This window comes from Microbulbifer agarilyticus S89, assembly GCF_000220505.1.
GTDB classification, from domain to species: Bacteria; Pseudomonadota; Gammaproteobacteria; order Pseudomonadales; family Cellvibrionaceae; genus Microbulbifer; species Microbulbifer agarilyticus_B.
Genome location: NZ_AFPJ01000007.1, coordinates 110,586 through 125,569, shown reverse-complemented (window position 1 = coordinate 125,569; position 14,984 = coordinate 110,586). Strand labels below are relative to the sequence as shown.

14 protein-coding genes are annotated in these 14,984 nt (G+C 58.5%); 13 read left to right on the top strand and 1 reads right to left on the bottom strand.

Annotation, left to right across the window (positions count from 1 at the left end):
* Positions 1-74 precede the first annotated feature (74 nt).
* Positions 75-1,697, bottom strand: a complete 1,623-nt coding sequence (locus tag AS89_RS0101395; RefSeq protein WP_202798365.1) for an electron transfer flavoprotein-ubiquinone oxidoreductase — start codon at positions 1,695-1,697, stop codon at positions 75-77.
* 454 nt (positions 1,698-2,151) lie between these two features.
* Here AS89_RS0101395 and AS89_RS0101390 point away from each other — a divergent pair, with 454 nt between their 5' ends.
* The 13 genes from AS89_RS0101390 to gspM all read left to right on the top strand — a co-directional run bounded on the left by AS89_RS0101390 (position 2,152) and on the right by gspM (position 14,865).
* The gene (locus AS89_RS0101390; protein WP_010130462.1) at positions 2,152-2,901 is read left to right on the top strand and encodes an electron transfer flavoprotein subunit beta/FixA family protein; all 750 of its coding nucleotides are present in this window, start codon (positions 2,152-2,154) and stop codon (positions 2,899-2,901) included.
* Complete coding sequence (locus AS89_RS0101385; RefSeq protein ID WP_010130461.1) at positions 2,901-3,830, top strand: electron transfer flavoprotein subunit alpha/FixB family protein; 930 nt, start codon at positions 2,901-2,903, stop codon at positions 3,828-3,830. Before AS89_RS0101390 ends, AS89_RS0101385 begins: the two co-directional genes overlap by 1 nt.
* 226 nt (positions 3,831-4,056) lie before the next feature.
* Positions 4,057-4,740 carry a type II secretion system protein N gene (locus AS89_RS0101380; protein WP_010130459.1) on the top strand — a complete coding sequence of 228 codons (684 nt, stop codon included), beginning with the start codon at positions 4,057-4,059 and terminating at the stop codon, positions 4,738-4,740.
* 234 nt (positions 4,741-4,974) lie between these two features.
* Positions 4,975-6,879 (top strand): type II secretion system secretin GspD, encoded by a 1,905-nt coding sequence (gene gspD, locus AS89_RS16570; protein ID WP_237709612.1) that lies wholly within the window; start codon positions 4,975-4,977, stop codon positions 6,877-6,879.
* Positions 6,879-8,357 carry a type II secretion system ATPase GspE gene (gspE, locus tag AS89_RS0101370; protein WP_010130457.1) on the top strand — a complete coding sequence of 493 codons (1,479 nt, stop codon included), beginning with the start codon at positions 6,879-6,881 and terminating at the stop codon, positions 8,355-8,357. Before gspD ends, gspE begins: the two co-directional genes overlap by 1 nt.
* Before the next feature lies 1 nt (position 8,358).
* On the top strand, positions 8,359-9,579 hold the full coding sequence (gene gspF, locus AS89_RS0101365; protein WP_010130456.1) for a type II secretion system inner membrane protein GspF: 1,221 nt from the start codon (positions 8,359-8,361) through the stop codon (positions 9,577-9,579).
* Positions 9,580-9,631: 52 nt separating this feature from the next.
* Entirely contained in the window at positions 9,632-10,060 is a 429-nt protein-coding gene (gene gspG, locus AS89_RS0101360) for a type II secretion system major pseudopilin GspG (protein ID WP_010130455.1), read from the top strand.
* Between the two features lie 20 nt (positions 10,061-10,080).
* Positions 10,081-10,698, top strand: a complete 618-nt coding sequence (locus AS89_RS0101355) for a pilus assembly FimT family protein (RefSeq protein ID WP_010130453.1) — start codon at positions 10,081-10,083, stop codon at positions 10,696-10,698.
* A complete protein-coding gene (gene gspI / locus AS89_RS0101350; protein ID WP_010130450.1) occupies positions 10,688-11,083 on the top strand; it encodes a type II secretion system minor pseudopilin GspI in 396 nt (131 codons plus the stop codon). The genes AS89_RS0101355 and gspI overlap by 11 nt, the downstream gene beginning before the upstream one ends.
* A gap of 7 nt (positions 11,084-11,090) precedes the next feature.
* Complete coding sequence (gene gspJ, locus AS89_RS18035; RefSeq protein ID WP_010130449.1) at positions 11,091-11,957, top strand: type II secretion system minor pseudopilin GspJ; 867 nt, start codon at positions 11,091-11,093, stop codon at positions 11,955-11,957.
* Between the two features lie 5 nt (positions 11,958-11,962).
* Positions 11,963-13,006, top strand: a complete 1,044-nt coding sequence (gene gspK, locus AS89_RS0101340; RefSeq protein WP_100169218.1) for a type II secretion system minor pseudopilin GspK — start codon at positions 11,963-11,965, stop codon at positions 13,004-13,006.
* Positions 13,007-14,350, top strand: a complete 1,344-nt coding sequence (gene gspL / locus AS89_RS0101335) for a type II secretion system protein GspL (protein WP_010130447.1) — start codon at positions 13,007-13,009, stop codon at positions 14,348-14,350.
* 26 nt (positions 14,351-14,376) lie between these two features.
* Complete coding sequence (gspM, locus tag AS89_RS0101330) at positions 14,377-14,865, top strand: type II secretion system protein GspM (RefSeq protein ID WP_010130446.1); 489 nt, start codon at positions 14,377-14,379, stop codon at positions 14,863-14,865.
* The last annotated feature ends 119 nt before the right edge of the window (positions 14,866-14,984 follow it).

Below are 14,984 nucleotides of genomic sequence, written 5' to 3'. Positions count from 1 at the left end.
TATCGGTGGCTGTTAAATTCAAGGCAATAAAAAAGGGCGCCCATTGGGCGCCCCATACACTGACTGCTCAGCAATTACATGTTTGGATAGTTGGGGCCGCCGCCACCTTCCGGAGTCACCCACACAATGTTCTGGGTGGGGTCCTTAATGTCGCAAGTCTTACAGTGTACGCAGTTCTGTGCGTTGATCTGGAAGCGCTTGCCGTCACCGTCCTCTACCACTTCGTAAACGCCGGCAGGGCAATAGCGCTGCGCCGGTTCATCGTAAATCGGCAGGTTGTGGTTCAACGGGATGTCGCTGTCTTTCAGGGTCAGGTGGCACGGCTGGTCTTCTTCGTGGTTGGTGTTGGAGATAAACACCGAAGACAGTTTGTCGAAGCTGAGCACACCATCCGGCTTCGGATAGTCGATCTTTTTGCAGTCTGCTGCGGGTTTCAGCTGGGCGTGGTCCGCCTTGCTGTCACTCAGGGTCCACGGCAGTTTGCCCTTGAACAGGTTGATGTCCACGAACGCATAAGCCGCGCCGAAGATGTTGCCCCACTTGTGCTGCGCTGGGCCGAAATTGCGCTGCTTGTGCAGCTCTTTCCATGCCCAGCTGTTTTTGTAGCGCTCGGCGTAATCGGTCAGCTCGTCGCTACCGCGTTCAGCACCCAATGCCTCGGCCACAGACTCAGCGGCCAGCATGCCGGACTTCATTGCGGTGTGGTTACCCTTGATCTTGGCAAAGTTCAGGGTGCCGGCGTTGTCTCCGATCAGCATGCCGCCGGGGAAGGTCATCTTGGGCTGCGACTGCAGGCCACCTTTTACAATGGCACGCGCACCGTAGGCCACGCGCTGTCCGCCTTCCAGGTACTGTTTGATCACGGGGTGATGCTTGTAACGCTGGAACTCGTCGAACGGGCTCACATGCGGGTTGCTATAGGAGAGGTCGGTGATCAGGCCAACCACGACCTGGTCATCTTCCAGGTGGTACAGGAAGCCACCGCCGGAAGAACCGGACTCATCCAGCGGCCAGCCTGCAGTGTGCACAACCAGGCCTTGCTGGTGCTTGCTGCTGTCGACTTTCCAGATTTCCTTGATGCCGATGCCGTAATGTTGCGGCTCGCGATCTGCGTCCAGTGAGTATTTGGCAATCAGTTGCTTGCCCAGGTGTCCGCGACAGCCTTCGGCAAACAGGGTGTATTTTGCATGCAGCTCCATGCCGGGCATGTAGCTATCTTTTTGCTCGCCGTTGGCACCAACGCCCATGTCGCCGGTTGCGATACCTTTTACAGAACCGTCTTCGTTGTACAGGACCTCGGCAGCGGCAAAGCCCGGGAAGATCTCCACGCCCAGCGCTTCGGCTTGCTCGGCGAGCCAGCGGGTCAGGTTGCCGAGGCTAATAATGTAGTTGCCTTCGTTGTGCATGGTGCTGGGCACCAGCATGCCGGGAACCTTGATAGATTTCTCCGGGCTGCGCAGCACGTAAATATCGTCGCCTTCGACCGGGGTTTCCAGCGGCGCACCGCGCTCTTTCCAGTCGGGGAACAGTTCGTTCAGGGCGGTGGGTTCAAACACGGCGCCAGAGAGGATGTGCGCACCGACTTCGGAACCTTTCTCAACCACACACACGGCGATGTCTTCATTGATCTGACGTAGCTTAATCGCGGCGGCCAGTCCGGCAGGGCCCGCGCCGACGATGACTACGTCGTATTCCATTGACTCGCGTTCCACAGGTCTCTCCTCAACTGATTTACTTATTCACCCGCCGAATTATGACAGGCAACTTTTAGGTTTCTCGATTATATCGGTCCGTGACCAATCGCACCAATTGCGTAACTTTTCATATCCGCTGGCAAAAGCGGCGTAATTCGCCCGGTTCACCGGTCTAGAATAGTGAGGGTTTATGGCCTGAAATTGATCTTGTGAATGACCGTTAGGCTGGCTATTCAACTATTGATTTTGCTTGGTGAAAGGGCCAACATACGCCCCGGTCAAACAACTGTTTGAACTCGAAGTCGGCTCGCAGAGGCCCGAAGACGCTCACTTGGAGCGCTTGGCCGAGCCGCGAAACACTCAGCCGCGAGGCTACGCGAGTTAGCCACGCCGCAGGTCAGCGCCATGGTAGGCGGCAGATTGCGGCTTTTATGTAGACTACTGAGACGGGATTTTCATGAAAGTTCTTGTAGCTGTGAAGCGCGTTGTCGATTACAACGTGAAAGTTCGCCCCAAGGCGGACGGTTCTGATGTGGACACTGCCAATGTCAAGATGTCCATCAACCCCTTCTGTGAGATTGCGGTAGAAGAAGCGGTTCGCCTGAAAGAGAAGGGCGTAGCCAGCGAGATCGTGGTTGTCTCCATGGGCCCGAAACAGTGCCAGGAACAGATTCGTACCGCACTGGCCCTGGGCGCCGATCGCGGTATCCAGGTAGAAACCGATGCTGAGCTGCAGCCACTGGCAGTTGCCAAGTGCCTGAAAGCCATCGTAGAGAAGGAAGAGCCGCAGCTGGTGATTCTGGGTAAGCAGTCCATCGATGGCGACAACAACCAGACCGGCCAGATGCTGGCTGCGCTGACCGGTATGGGGCAGGGCACCTTCGCATCCGAAGTGAACGTTGAAGGCGAGTCCGTAAAGGTTACCCGTGAAATCGACGGTGGCCTGCAGACCGTTGAGCTGACCCTGCCGGCGGTGGTAACAACCGACCTGCGCCTCAACGAGCCGCGTTACGCATCCCTGCCGAACATTATGAAGGCCAAGCGCAAGCCGCTGGATGTCACCACCCCTGATGAGCTGGGTGTGGATATCGCCCCGCGCACCAAAACCTTGAAAGTAGAGCCGCCGGCCGAGCGCCAGGCAGGCATCAAGGTTGCCGATGTAGCGGAACTGGTGGAAAAACTGAAAAGCGAGGCGAAGGTAATCTGATGAGCATTCTGGTAATTGCTGAACACGATAATGCGGAGCTGAAAGGCGCCACTCTGAATACCATCGCTGCAGCCAAGGCTATTGGCGGTGACATCGACGTATTGGTTGTTGGTAGCGGCTGTGGTGCCGTTGCGGAAGCGGCGGCCAAGGTTGACGGCGTAAGCAAGGTGCTGGTTGCCGATAATGCGGCCTACGAGCATCAGCTGGGTGAGAACACCGGCAAGCTGGTGGCCGACCTGGGCAAGAATTACAGTCACGTTCTGGCGGCGGCAACCACCACCGGTAAGAACATGCTGCCGCGTGCCGCGGCACTGCTGGACGTACAGCCGATCTCCGACATTATTGCCGTGGAGAGCCCGGATACCTTCAAGCGTCCGGTCTATGCCGGTAACGTGATTGCGACCGTGCAGAGTTCGGATGCGATCAAGGTAGCATCCGTGCGTACCACTGCGTTTGACCCTGTGGCGGCCGAAGGCGGCAGCGCGGCGGTCGAAACCGTTGATATCGTGGACGACGCCCATGTATCCAAGTTTGTCGGTGAAGAGCTGGCTGAGTCCGATCGCCCGGAACTGACCGCGGCGAGTGTTGTGATCTCTGGTGGTCGCGGCATGGGCAACGGTGAAAACTTCGAAATGCTGTACAAGGTTGCCGATAAGCTGGGCGCTGCGGTGGGTGCATCCCGCGCCGCGGTGGATGCAGGCTTCGTACCGAACGATATGCAGGTTGGCCAGACCGGTAAGATCGTTGCGCCGGATCTGTACATCGCCGTGGGTATCTCTGGTGCCATCCAGCACTTGGCGGGTATGAAGGACTCCAAGGTGATCGTTGCGATCAACAAAGATGAAGAGGCGCCAATCTTCTCCGTGGCCGACTACGGCCTGGTTGCGGATTTGTTTGATGCGGTGCCGGAGTTGGAAACCAAATTGTAATATTGGGTTCATATACTCCATTCCGGAAAGGGCGGCCTCTGGCCGCCTTTTTTGATTGTTGGGGCGTCGCATAAGATGTCTGCTGCGTCATCTTTCTGTACGCACGGGTTGGTTGTTTATTAACCTGTTTTATGGGGAAGATTGCCTTTCTACGGGTAAGCCCGGAGAATAGGCGCCCAATAACGAGAATTACGCTGTTTGTGGTACAGCAGAGACGGGTTCAATCATGTCTTTGGTCAAGCGCACATTATCTTCTGCTCTGCAGAATCCAGGATCTGCTGCCAGCACGGCAAAGCGCAGCCTGGTGGCTACTGTTGCGGTCGTAGGCGCCTGGCTGACGACCAATATGTTGGCCTATGGCGATCTGGTGATGCCGGGCGGTGACGCCGCCGACAGCCTGTTGGCCGAGCGCAGTACCCGCGCTGTGGCGCGCAACACTCCATCTTCGATACCTCCCACGGCCTTTTTCGGCGTGGCCCCCGCCCAGCGAGCGGCGGAGCCGGAAATTGACCTTGCCAATATTCCTATTACGCAGCTGAACCTGGTGCTGTCTGGTGTTTTGAGCAGCAGTGTCGCCGAACAGGCGAGTGCGCTGATTGCGCAAAAGGGCAAGCCGGCCGAGCGCGTGTACGTAGGTCAGTCACTGCCGGGCGGAGCGGAAGTCTACTCGGTGGAGGTCGACCACATCATTTTGCGCAGAAACGGCCAGATGGAAAAGCTGACTTACCCGGATGCAGATGGGCGTCCGACGGTGCCCAAGCAGTATGAGAATTACGCGCGGCAGGCCGCGAAGGTGATCGGCGCGAATCGGGGCGCCGCTGACGGCGACCGGCAAGAATCGATCCGCGAGCGCCTGAAGCAGCTGCGGGAATTGGCGCGTGAACGCCAAGCGGCGCAATCGAACCGTTGAGATCGTATCGCCAAGAATAGTGAGTCGCCAGAAATAGCGTATCGCAGGAATAGTGAATCGCCAGGAATGTGGCGGCGCAGGTGGGGATTGTGGGGCCTGCGAGTTTGTTCAAGACCTAACTTTTATTGATTAGAAAGAATTAGAGCCAAAATCATAATGATGAGCGTGTTTCACCAACGGCTAGTTGCAGTCGCCTTGGGTTTTTTACTGTCTTTCTCGGTGCTGGCTCAGTCGATGCAGGAGAGAGTGACCCTGTCGCTCGATAATGCCGACATTCGCGACCTGATCAATTGGGCTGCGGACTTTACCGGCAAGAACATCATTGTTCACCAGAACGTAAAAGGGAAAGTGACGGTGGTCGCCGGTGACCCGATGACCCACCAGCAGGCGTTTGATGTATTTATGTCGGTGCTGCAGGTGAATGGCTTTAGCCTGATCGAGCAGGGCGATGCCTGGAAAGTGGTGCCGGATTCCCTGGCCAAGCAGCAAGCCATTCCCGTTGTCGACGAGGGCAGCCGGGCACCCGGTGAGGCACTGGTGGTGCGCACGGTACGGGTAGAGAACATTTCCGCGGCGCAGCTGATCGCAATGTTGCGCCCGCTGATTCCGCAAACTGGTCATCTCGCCGCTTACGCGGATACCAATACCCTTATCGTCGCGGATCGCGCGGCCAACATCGAGCAAATTGTCCGTTTAATCCGCCAGCTGGATCGCGCCGGTGCCATCGATATCGAACTGGTGCCGCTTGAGTTCGCGTCCGCCAAGGAAGTGAAGCAGGTGATGACCGAGTTGCTGCAGGGTGGTGGCAAGCAGGCGGGTAACGATATCCAGCCTCTGCGTATCGCTGTCGACGAGCGCTCCAACAGTATTCTGCTCACCGGGGACCCGGTAACCCGCAGCCAGTTGAAAAAGGTAATCCATCGCCTGGACCAGCCGCTTTCCGGCGATGGCAACACCGCGGTGGTGTATGTGCAATACGCCAGCGCGGCCGAACTGAAGCCCATTCTTGAGGGCATGAGTGGCAGTATCCAGAAAACGGAGAAAGACCAGCAGATCGCCAATGTTGAAGTCAGTATTCAGGTCAACGAAGAGCTGAATGCGCTGATTCTTACCGCGCCGCCCTCACTGCTGGAAACCATGCGCGGTGTGATCGCCAAGCTGGACGTGCGCCGGGCGCAGGTACTGATCGAAGCGATCATCGTCGAGGTGACTGAAGGCACCGATAACGAACTGGGTATCAAGTGGATCGCCAGTGATGAAGGCAATGTATTTGCTGGCTTTGAAAATGACGTTGCCATAGTTCCATCAGATCCTAACAATACTGATCCTAACGGAGTTATTGTTGACAGAGTAGAGGTGAATCCTCGCTCGTTAGACCCAGCAAATTTAATACGCTCAGGTTTTAATTTGGGTTTTCTTAGCGGCACCGATGTGCGCGTCGCGCTGAATGCCCTGGCGTCTTCCAATAACGCCAATATCTTGTCGACGCCAACCGTGATGGCGCTCGACAACGAAGAAGCGGAAATTCTGGTGGGCCAGAACGTACCGTTTGTCACCGGGCAGCAGCTGCGTGAAGGCAGTGGCACCGATCCGTTTAACACCGTTTCCCGTGAAGACGTCGGTACCGAGCTGAAGGTTATCCCGCGGGTGAACAACAACAACTCGGTCACCCTGGAAATCGAACAGAAGGTCGAGAACGTATTGCCCGTGACCGGCCCAGCGGTGGACCTGGTCACCAGTAAACGTGAAATCCGCACCAAGGTACTGATCGACGATGGTGCCATTTTGGTTCTGGGCGGCCTGATCGAAGACAAGGTCACCGAGATAAACCAGAAAGTCCCGTTGCTGGGCGATATTCCGGGCCTGGGGCGCTTGTTCCGCAACTCCGCTAAGGAAGTCAACAAGACCAATCTGATGGTGTTTATCCGTCCGAAGATTCTCAGCAACCAGATTGCCGGTTACGAGGAGACGCGTCGCCGCTACCGCGACATGCAGGAAAAGCAGCTGTACCTGCGCGACCGTACCAGCCGTATTTGGGACTGGAACCGCGGCGACGTGTTGCCTGACTTGCTGCCGCCGGCGGCGACAAACCAAGACGTACAAGAAGAATTTCCTCTGGAGCCTGAGGACACCAAGTGATGACGGAGCTCGCCCTTAAGCGCCTGCCATACGCCTTTGCCAAACGGCATCAGGTGTTGCTGGCCGAGGTAGAAGGTGCGCCGGTATGCCAGTATGTTGCGCCTCTCAACCCGTCGGTGCTGGCGGAAGTGCAGCGCCTGTGCGAAGTCCCTCTGGGTGTGGCGTCGGTCGATCTCGACACTTTCCAGCAATCGTTGCAGCGCGAGTACGAAAATCGGGAAGGGGGCAACCTCTCCGATGTCGAGAGCCTGGGAGACGACCTCGATCTCGCCGCCGTCGCGGATTCGCTCCCAGAGACCGAGGACCTGCTCGAGCAGGAAGACGATGCTCCCATCGTTAAGCTGATTAACGCGATTTTTGCCGAGTCCCTGAAGCAGGGTGCGTCGGATATTCATATCGAAACATTTGAGAAGCGTCTTGTAGTGCGTTTCCGGGTGGACGGCGTGTTGCGCGAAGTGTTGCAGCCCCGTCGCGCCCTGGCGCCGCTGCTGGTGTCGCGTATCAAGGTGATGGCGAAGCTCGATATCGCCGAAAAACGCATCCCGCAGGACGGCCGTATCTCGCTGCTGATGGGCGGCCGTGAAGTGGACGTGCGGGTATCTACCATGCCGTCTTCTGCGGGCGAACGCGTGGTGATGCGCCTGCTGGACAAGCAGGCGGGCAAGATGGATATGCGCCACCTGGGTATGGCGGAGCGCGATCTTGAAGTCATCACCGAGCTGCTCAGTCGCCCCCATGGCATCCTGCTGGTTACCGGCCCTACGGGTTCTGGTAAAACCACCACGCTGTATGCGGGCCTCGCCAGTATCAACCACCGCGAGAAGAACATTCTCACCGTAGAGGATCCGGTGGAGTACAACCTGGAAGGCGTTGGCCAGACCCAGGTCAATATCAAGGCCGATATGACCTTTGCGCGCGGTCTGCGCGCCATCCTCCGCCAGGACCCGGATGTGGTGATGGTGGGCGAGATTCGCGACCTGGAGACCATGCAGATCGCCATTCAGGCCAGTTTGACCGGTCACCTGGTGCTTTCCACCCTGCACACGAATACGGCATTGGGCGCGGTGACCCGCCTTGTGGACATGGGGATCGAGCCGTTCCTGCTGTCCTCCAGCGTGATCGGTGTACTCGCGCAACGTCTGGTGCGGGTGCTGTGTCCAGAATGTCGCCAGCCCCACGAAGCGGATGCGTTTGAGTGCAAGGTGCTCGGGCTCGCAGAGGGCGCCGGCGCAACGATTTATCGCCCCGGTGGGTGCGACAAATGTAATAACAGTGGGTATCTCGGCCGCGTCGGTATTTATGAGTTGGTGCCGGTCAACGAGAAACTGCGCCAGATGATTCACGATCGCGATTCTGAGAGCGCACTGGTACAGGAAGCGCGCAAGCTGGGCCCGAGTATTCGCGAAGATGGCATGGCCAAGGTACTGGCTGGCGTAACATCACTGGAAGAAGTGCTGCGGGTAACCCAGGAGTCCTGATATGGGTGCATTCGAGTACACAGCGCTCAACAGTGGTGGCCGTAAGAATCGCGGCACCCTCGAGGCCGACAGTGCGAAGGCGGCACGTCAGCAGCTACGCGCCAAGGGGCTGATTCCGCTGGAAGTGGCGGCGGCGTCTGGTGAGGCGAGTGGACAGGCGGCAGGCAGCCTGTTTGGCGGCAGTCCAGGTCTCGGCATCAAGCCGCTGGCGCTTCTTACTCGCCAGATCGCAACGCTGTTGCGCGCCGGTATTCCCCTCGAAGAAACCCTCAGTGCGATTGCCAACCAGACCCGCAACCAGAAGGTACGGCGTATTGTGCTGGCGATCCGCGCAAAAGTGCTGGAAGGGCACAGCCTGGCGCAAGCGCTGGGGAGCTTCCCGCGGGCATTTCCCAAGCTCTACCGCGCCACCGTCGAGGCCGGCGAACACTCCGGCCATCTGGACGGAGTGCTGGAGCGGCTGGCGGACTACACCGAGAGCCAGCAGCAGTTTCGGCAGAAGGTACAGCTGGCACTGATCTATCCCATCGTGCTGGTGGTGATCTGCATTTTGGTAGTGACCGGACTCATGGTTTACGTCGTGCCTGACGTGATTGAGGTCTTCACCGGTACCGGGCAGACTCTGCCGATGGCGACACGAATTCTGGTCTCTATCAGTGACTTTATTTCCGCCTGGGGCTGGATGATTCCGCCGGCGATCGTCTTGCTGGTGGTCGGCTGGCTGTTGTTGCTGCGCCGCCCCGGCTTCCGCTACCGCTACCATCACCGCCTGTTGGAAATGCCGGTGATTGGCTGGCTGGTGCGTGGCGGGCAGAGCGCACGCTATGTGGGTACCCTCGCCATCCTGACCGGCAGCAGTGTGCCGCTGGTCCAGGCCATGGGCATTGCCAGCGGGGTAATGGGGAACGACTACCTGAAAGAGCGCCTGCTCGTGGCGCAGAAGTTTGTGCGGGAAGGCGGCAGCCTGAGAAAGGCGCTGGAAGACGTCGAATACTTCCCGCCGATGATGACTTACATGATTGCCAGTGGTGAGTCCTCTGGCACACTGGACCAAATGCTGGTGCGCGCGGCAGAAAACCAGGAGCGCGACCTACAAGGGGCGGTGACGGCATTTGTCAGCCTGTTTGAGCCGATCATGCTGCTGTTAATGGCGGGCATAGTGCTGTTTATTGTTATGGCCATCATGATGCCGATCATGAGCATGAACCAATTAGTGGTATGACCTGTCCCTGAAGTAGGGCGGGTTTTCAAGATTTGTAAACGCGAGGTGAGAAATGAGCAATTTGCGTACACAGAAGGGTTTTACCCTGATCGAAATCATGGTGGTTATCGTGATTCTCGGTGTGCTGGGAGCATTGGTAGTGCCGAACATCATGGGGCGTACCGGCGAGGCGCGCATCAAAGCGGCGACCGTGGATTTGCGGGCTATCTCAACCGCGCTGGACATGTACCGCATGGACAATTTCGTTTATCCGAGTTCTGACCAGGGCCTGGAAGCACTGGTAAGCAAGCCGTCCGGTTTTCCTGAGGCGAAAAACTGGGTGGAACCCTACCTGAAAAAAGCCCCCAAAGATCCCTGGGGTAACGAGTACCAGTACATCAGCCCGGGCAGTGCCGGTGCCTACGACCTGTTCAGCCTCGGTGCTGACGGTAAGCCGGGCGGTGAGGGCGAATCTGCGGATCTTTTCGCAGCTGAGCTGTAATTTCAGGATTTATTGCAAACATGCGCGTCCCGGCCCGCCATCAACGGGGGTTTACCCTGATCGAGTTGCTGGTGGTGATTGTTATCATCGCTTCGCTTGCGGGCATGGCGACGCTCTCCCTGCGCAACACAGACGTCCGTAAGTGGACGGGTGAGGTTCAGCGCCTGGCCAACCTGTTACAACTGGTCGCCGACCGCGCACTCATCGATAAGGTCCACTACGGCGTGGTTTTCGAAGAGGCAAGCTACCGGGTGGTGCGTTACGACTCTGCGGCACTCAAGTGGCTGGAGGTGGATTTCTCGGCCAACCCTGGTTCCGCCAATGCCAGTCGCCTCCTGTCTCACACCTTGCCTCCCAACATGCGCCTCGAAGTTCTGACGCAAACGGAATTGCCCGACGCAGATGGGCAGACCACCAGCTTTTCCCCGAGCTCCTCGAGTACACGAAAGCAAGATGACGAAGCGGGAGAAGAGGGCGAAGAGATCACTCCGCAGTTCGCTGCGTTATCCAGTGGTGAAGTACTGCCGGTGGAGCTGGCTTTTCTGCTGATGCGGGATGGCGATGTGGGGCGTGGTGCGATCATTTCGTACAGCAGCCTGTATGGCATGGGGCTGGAGTGGCAGGCCGATGATTACTAGTCGCGCCAGTCGTGTCCCGGTGACGCCCCTTGCCAGCGCACGTGGCTTTACTCTGGTCGAGGTACTGGTGGCGCTGGTGATTTTCGGGGTGATCGCGGCGAGTGTGCTGAAAACGCTGCAGGACAGTGTGCGCCAGCAGGCGGCTTTGGAAGAGCGCCTCACTGCGAACATCGTGGCACAGCAGGTATTGGCGGAAATTCGTCTGCGTACAGATTGGCCGCCACTGGGCAAGGAGATCGAAACGGTTTTGCTGGGCGACCGCGAATGGGAAGTTTCGGCGGAGGTGAAGTCCACGAAAGAGCCCCGCATGCGCCATATTGTTGTACAGGTTGGCTGGCCGGAGAAGCCACCGATTCTCACCGTCGACTCTTGGGTTGCGGAGTAAACGGCCGATGAAACCCTTGCAACATTACCGCGTCTCCCCGCAAGGCTCCCGTTCGCGGAATCCACAGCCTACGCCTCGCCGCGCCAGTGGTTTTACGCTGATCGAGGTGATGGTGGTGCTGGTCATCGTGTCGATAATTGGTATCGGCTCTTATTCACTCCTCGAAACCTTCTTTACCACGGATCGTGCGCTCACCGCCCGTGCCAATGAGATGCGCCAATTGTCCATGGCGATGTACCGGCTGGATGACGACTTGCGCCAGTTCACGCCACGCGCCGTAAAGAATGGGTACAGCGGCTATGAGCCGGCCTTCAAAGGCGTCACTAACGAATTTGAGTTTACGCGCCTGGGGGCGGCAAATCTTACCGGTGACCCTCGCGGCAACCTGCAACGCTTGCACTATGGCATTGGCTATCCCGAAACGGATGACGACCGCTTCGATTCCCTCGACGATGATGACAGCGTGCTGTTGCTGCGCAGCCGCTGGCGGGTACTGGACCGCGGGCCCGACTCGGAGCCCGTGGTGGAGCCGGTGCTCGATGACATCGTAGAGCTCAACCTGCGTTACTTTGATCGCGATACGCGCGTCTGGCTGTCCCAGTGGCCGCCGGTTTCTTCCACCATCGCACCCGGTGCCGTGGACCTGCGCTTGCCGCAGGCGGTGGAGGTCACGCTGGTAACCCGCACCGGCGGTGAAATGCGTCGACTGTTTTCTTTGCCTGAATACCGCGCGGCCGATAGCTCGTCGGGTGCCAGCTCTGGCGGCGCTTCCGGTGGCGGGTCGAACGGCGGTGACCAGAGCAGTGGTGGCAGTACCGGTGGCGGAGGTGACAGTTCCGGTGATGACGGTGGCGAAAGGAGGGAGCGTCAGTGAAGTTGATGTCCCTGTCCCGGCAGAAAGGTGTGGCGTTGATTACCGTGCTGCTGGTGATGGTCATTGCCATTGCGGCCATTACGCATGCGGTGACCCGTAACCGCCTGGCCATAGCGCGCACCAGTGCCATTCTGGCAAATACCCAGCTTGCCGAATTTGTCCACGGGGCCGAGGCGTGGGCGATTGTGACGCTGGAAAAAGACTTTATTGAGGATCAGGCTGCGTCCGCATCCAGTGATAACCTGATGGAGCTGTGGGCGCAGAAACAGGTTGAGTTCAATCCCGACAACGGAAAAATCCGTATTTTAATCAAGGACTTACAATCCTGTTTCAATGTGAATAATCTGACCGCCGCGCGCTCGGGCGGCGGGTCCAGCTCCGGGACCGGTGGCAGGATTTCTGCTGGCGGTTCCTCTGGCGGGGCCTCGGGTGGCGGAGATGATGGTGCCGGGGCGGTGGCGCACGAGGTTATACAGCGGCTGGTGCGCAATCTTGGTGGGCAGGCCGACGTGGCCCAGGCCATTGAGGATTGGATCGATGCGGGCGACACGCCACTGTTATCCGGCTCGGAGGATACGGATTATCTGGGGCTGGAACTCCCTTACCGGACCCCGGACACCCTGATCACGGATCCGTCGGAACTGCGCGCGGTGCGCGGCATGGAGCCAGAAATCTGGCGCGCCTTGCGGCCAGAACTCTGCGCGCTGCCGGAAGCGGGCACCGACGTCAACGTGAATACGGCATCCGCTGAATTGCTTTCGGCGATGTACCCGTCGGCGAATATCGCGGGGCTAATCTCCGAGCGCGAATCCGGCAGGGTATTCAGTGACGTCAGCGACCTCACCGCGTTTGGTATTAGTGGCGTGGCCGAGCTGGATTTCAGTAGTCGCTACTATGTCGCGCATATTGCCGTACAGTTGGGGTTGGAACATCGCCAGTACTGGGAGTCGGTATTGAAACTCGACAGCGCCACGGGAAAAATACAAGTCATTCAGCGCCAGCGGCGCGAGTTTTCCGGGCAGTTTTTGCAGGAATTATTGGGGGTCTAAGTGAGCCATGAAGTGAAACTATTGCGGTTGCGCGAGACCGGCACCGGTGCGGTGGCACTGGACTGCTGGTGTGAGGCGCAATGGCAGCCCGTGGCCATCGACGAAGATTTCGCGCAGGCCTTCGCTGGTGTGGAGGGATTGCCTGCCACAATGGCAGTGGCCGCCGATGTGATGCCTGTAGAGCACGCTGAGCCAGACGGTGAGTCGGGCTTTGAGCTTGAGTTCGAGCCAGGCGAGCGCGCGGTTCTTTTGCTCCCGGGGGCTTGGGTGTGGAATGGCTTGGAATCCGTGCCGCGTGCCGCTCGCCGCCAGAGTCAGGCGGTGGGTTACATGGTGGAAGAGCAGCTGGCGGAAGACGTCGAAGAGCTGCATTTCACCTGCGAAGCGGTGCTTGGTGATCTATGCAGTGTCATGGCCGTCGCCAGCCTGAAGCTGGCGACTCTCAAGGCCCATATTGAGCGGCTGGGGTGGCCAGTGACTGCTGCGATCCCCGAATATCGCCTGCTGGCTAATCTCCAGCAGGGCTCAGGCGTTTGGCTGGAGCCGGCGTGGGCACACTTCTGGGATGCCCGGGGGCGCGGCCTTTCCGTGCAGCGCTCACTGGCCGGCGTGGTTGCCGAAAGCCTATTGGGTGCGGCAGAGGCGCCCTCACAGTCGCAGCAAGCTGATGGCGATGAGGCGGTCACGGACGCGCCGGAGGAGGGCGGTACGCTGTACCTGCTGGGCGATGCGACCGAATTGGAGCTCGCTACCCTGCAACAGTTGGGCGAGGTCGATGTGCTGGAGAAGGCGCCGGAAGCGCTGTTCCTCGAGCAACTCAAGCCATCGGTCCCCGGTAACCTCCTGAGTGGTCCCTATCAAGTGACGCTGCAGTCGGCGGAGGGTCCCTGGTGGAAAAAACCCGCGATTGCGGTCGCTGCCTGCTTCGTCCTGCAGTTGGTATTTTTTATGGGCGCAGGCACCTATTACAAAGTGCAGGCGAATAATGCGGATAAGCAGGCCCGCGCACTGTTTGCCGAAATCTTCCCCGGGGCGTCGGCGAGTGCCGACCTGCGTCGTCAGGTTGCCGGTTATCTCAATCAGGCAGCGGGTGGCGGCGGCGAATTTGCCGGTCAGCTGCAGCAATTGAGCGGGGTCTGGGCTGGCAGTAACAGTGCTGGCCTGAAGTTGCAGTCGCTGCGGTTTGATGGCGGGCGCGGAGAGCTGGTGCTGCAGTTGCGTGCCGGCAACCTGGGCGAGCTGGATAACGTTGTGAATCAGCTGGGGCAGGGCCAGTACCGGGCCGAGCTGTTAGCGGCAAACGAGTTGGAAAATGGTGTTTCCGGCCGGATACGTCTGCGTTGATTGCGCAGTAGCAAAGAAAGAGTTGTATGAATCAGACAATTGAACAGTGGCGTCAGAAGTGGATCACGTTGCCACCCAGCGACCAGCGTGCGTTGGCCATTCTGGGCTTGTTTCTCGGCGTTATCATTATCGTATTCGGCTTGTTCAAACCTGCGCAGGCATACTTTGATGGCGCCCGTGCCGAGGCTGAGGCGTCGCGTGAGCTGTTGGCCTGGATTGAACAGCAGCGCCCTCAGTTGGAGCGCGTGCAGCGCAACGCCGGTGGCCAGTCGCAGGCCCAGGGCACTTTGCTGCAGCGGGTGACGGCTGCCGCGAAGAACCACAAGGTGACCATCAAGCGTTTTGAGCCGGAGGGCGATGGCCGCATTCGCCTGTGGGTCGACGAGGCGCGCTATCAGGATTTGCAGCCGTGGCTGAACACGTTACTGCAGCAGCGCTTTGTGATTCGCTCGATTAGTGTCGATGCACTTGCAGAAGATGGCATGATTTCGGCACGCCTGACGCTCGAGCGATAGTTCGATACCGTAACACACAGATTTTTAGATCCTTTCGCTTTTCGTGATCATTTCGGCGCTGTAAACCCTTATTTGGTACGATTTCTTGGGTCTGCGGTCACGTGTAGGCTGGGAATCTT

Bases quoted from the DNA above. Each gene is read 5' to 3' on its own strand.
- gspG (WP_010130455.1), top strand. From the start codon at position 9,632: ATGAGCAATTTGCGTACACAGAAGGGTTTTACCCTGATCGAAATCATG.
- AS89_RS0101385 (WP_010130461.1), top strand. From the start codon at position 2,901: ATGAGCATTCTGGTAATTGCTGAACACGATAATGCGGAGCTGAAAGGC.
- gspD (WP_237709612.1), top strand. From the start codon at position 4,975: ATGCAGGAGAGAGTGACCCTGTCGCTCGATAATGCCGACATTCGCGAC.
- gspK (WP_100169218.1), top strand. From the start codon at position 11,963: ATGTCCCTGTCCCGGCAGAAAGGTGTGGCGTTGATTACCGTGCTGCTG.
- AS89_RS0101380 (WP_010130459.1), top strand. From the start codon at position 4,057: ATGTCTTTGGTCAAGCGCACATTATCTTCTGCTCTGCAGAATCCAGGA.
- gspE (WP_010130457.1), top strand. From the start codon at position 6,879: ATGACGGAGCTCGCCCTTAAGCGCCTGCCATACGCCTTTGCCAAACGG.
- AS89_RS0101355 (WP_010130453.1), top strand. From the start codon at position 10,081: ATGCGCGTCCCGGCCCGCCATCAACGGGGGTTTACCCTGATCGAGTTG.
- AS89_RS0101395 (WP_202798365.1), bottom strand. From the start codon at position 1,697: ATGGAATACGACGTAGTCATCGTCGGCGCGGGCCCTGCCGGACTGGCC.
- gspI (WP_010130450.1), top strand. From the start codon at position 10,688: ATGATTACTAGTCGCGCCAGTCGTGTCCCGGTGACGCCCCTTGCCAGC.
- AS89_RS0101390 (WP_010130462.1), top strand. From the start codon at position 2,152: ATGAAAGTTCTTGTAGCTGTGAAGCGCGTTGTCGATTACAACGTGAAA.
- gspM (WP_010130446.1), top strand. From the start codon at position 14,377: ATGAATCAGACAATTGAACAGTGGCGTCAGAAGTGGATCACGTTGCCA.
- gspF (WP_010130456.1), top strand. From the start codon at position 8,359: ATGGGTGCATTCGAGTACACAGCGCTCAACAGTGGTGGCCGTAAGAAT.
- gspJ (WP_010130449.1), top strand. From the start codon at position 11,091: ATGAAACCCTTGCAACATTACCGCGTCTCCCCGCAAGGCTCCCGTTCG.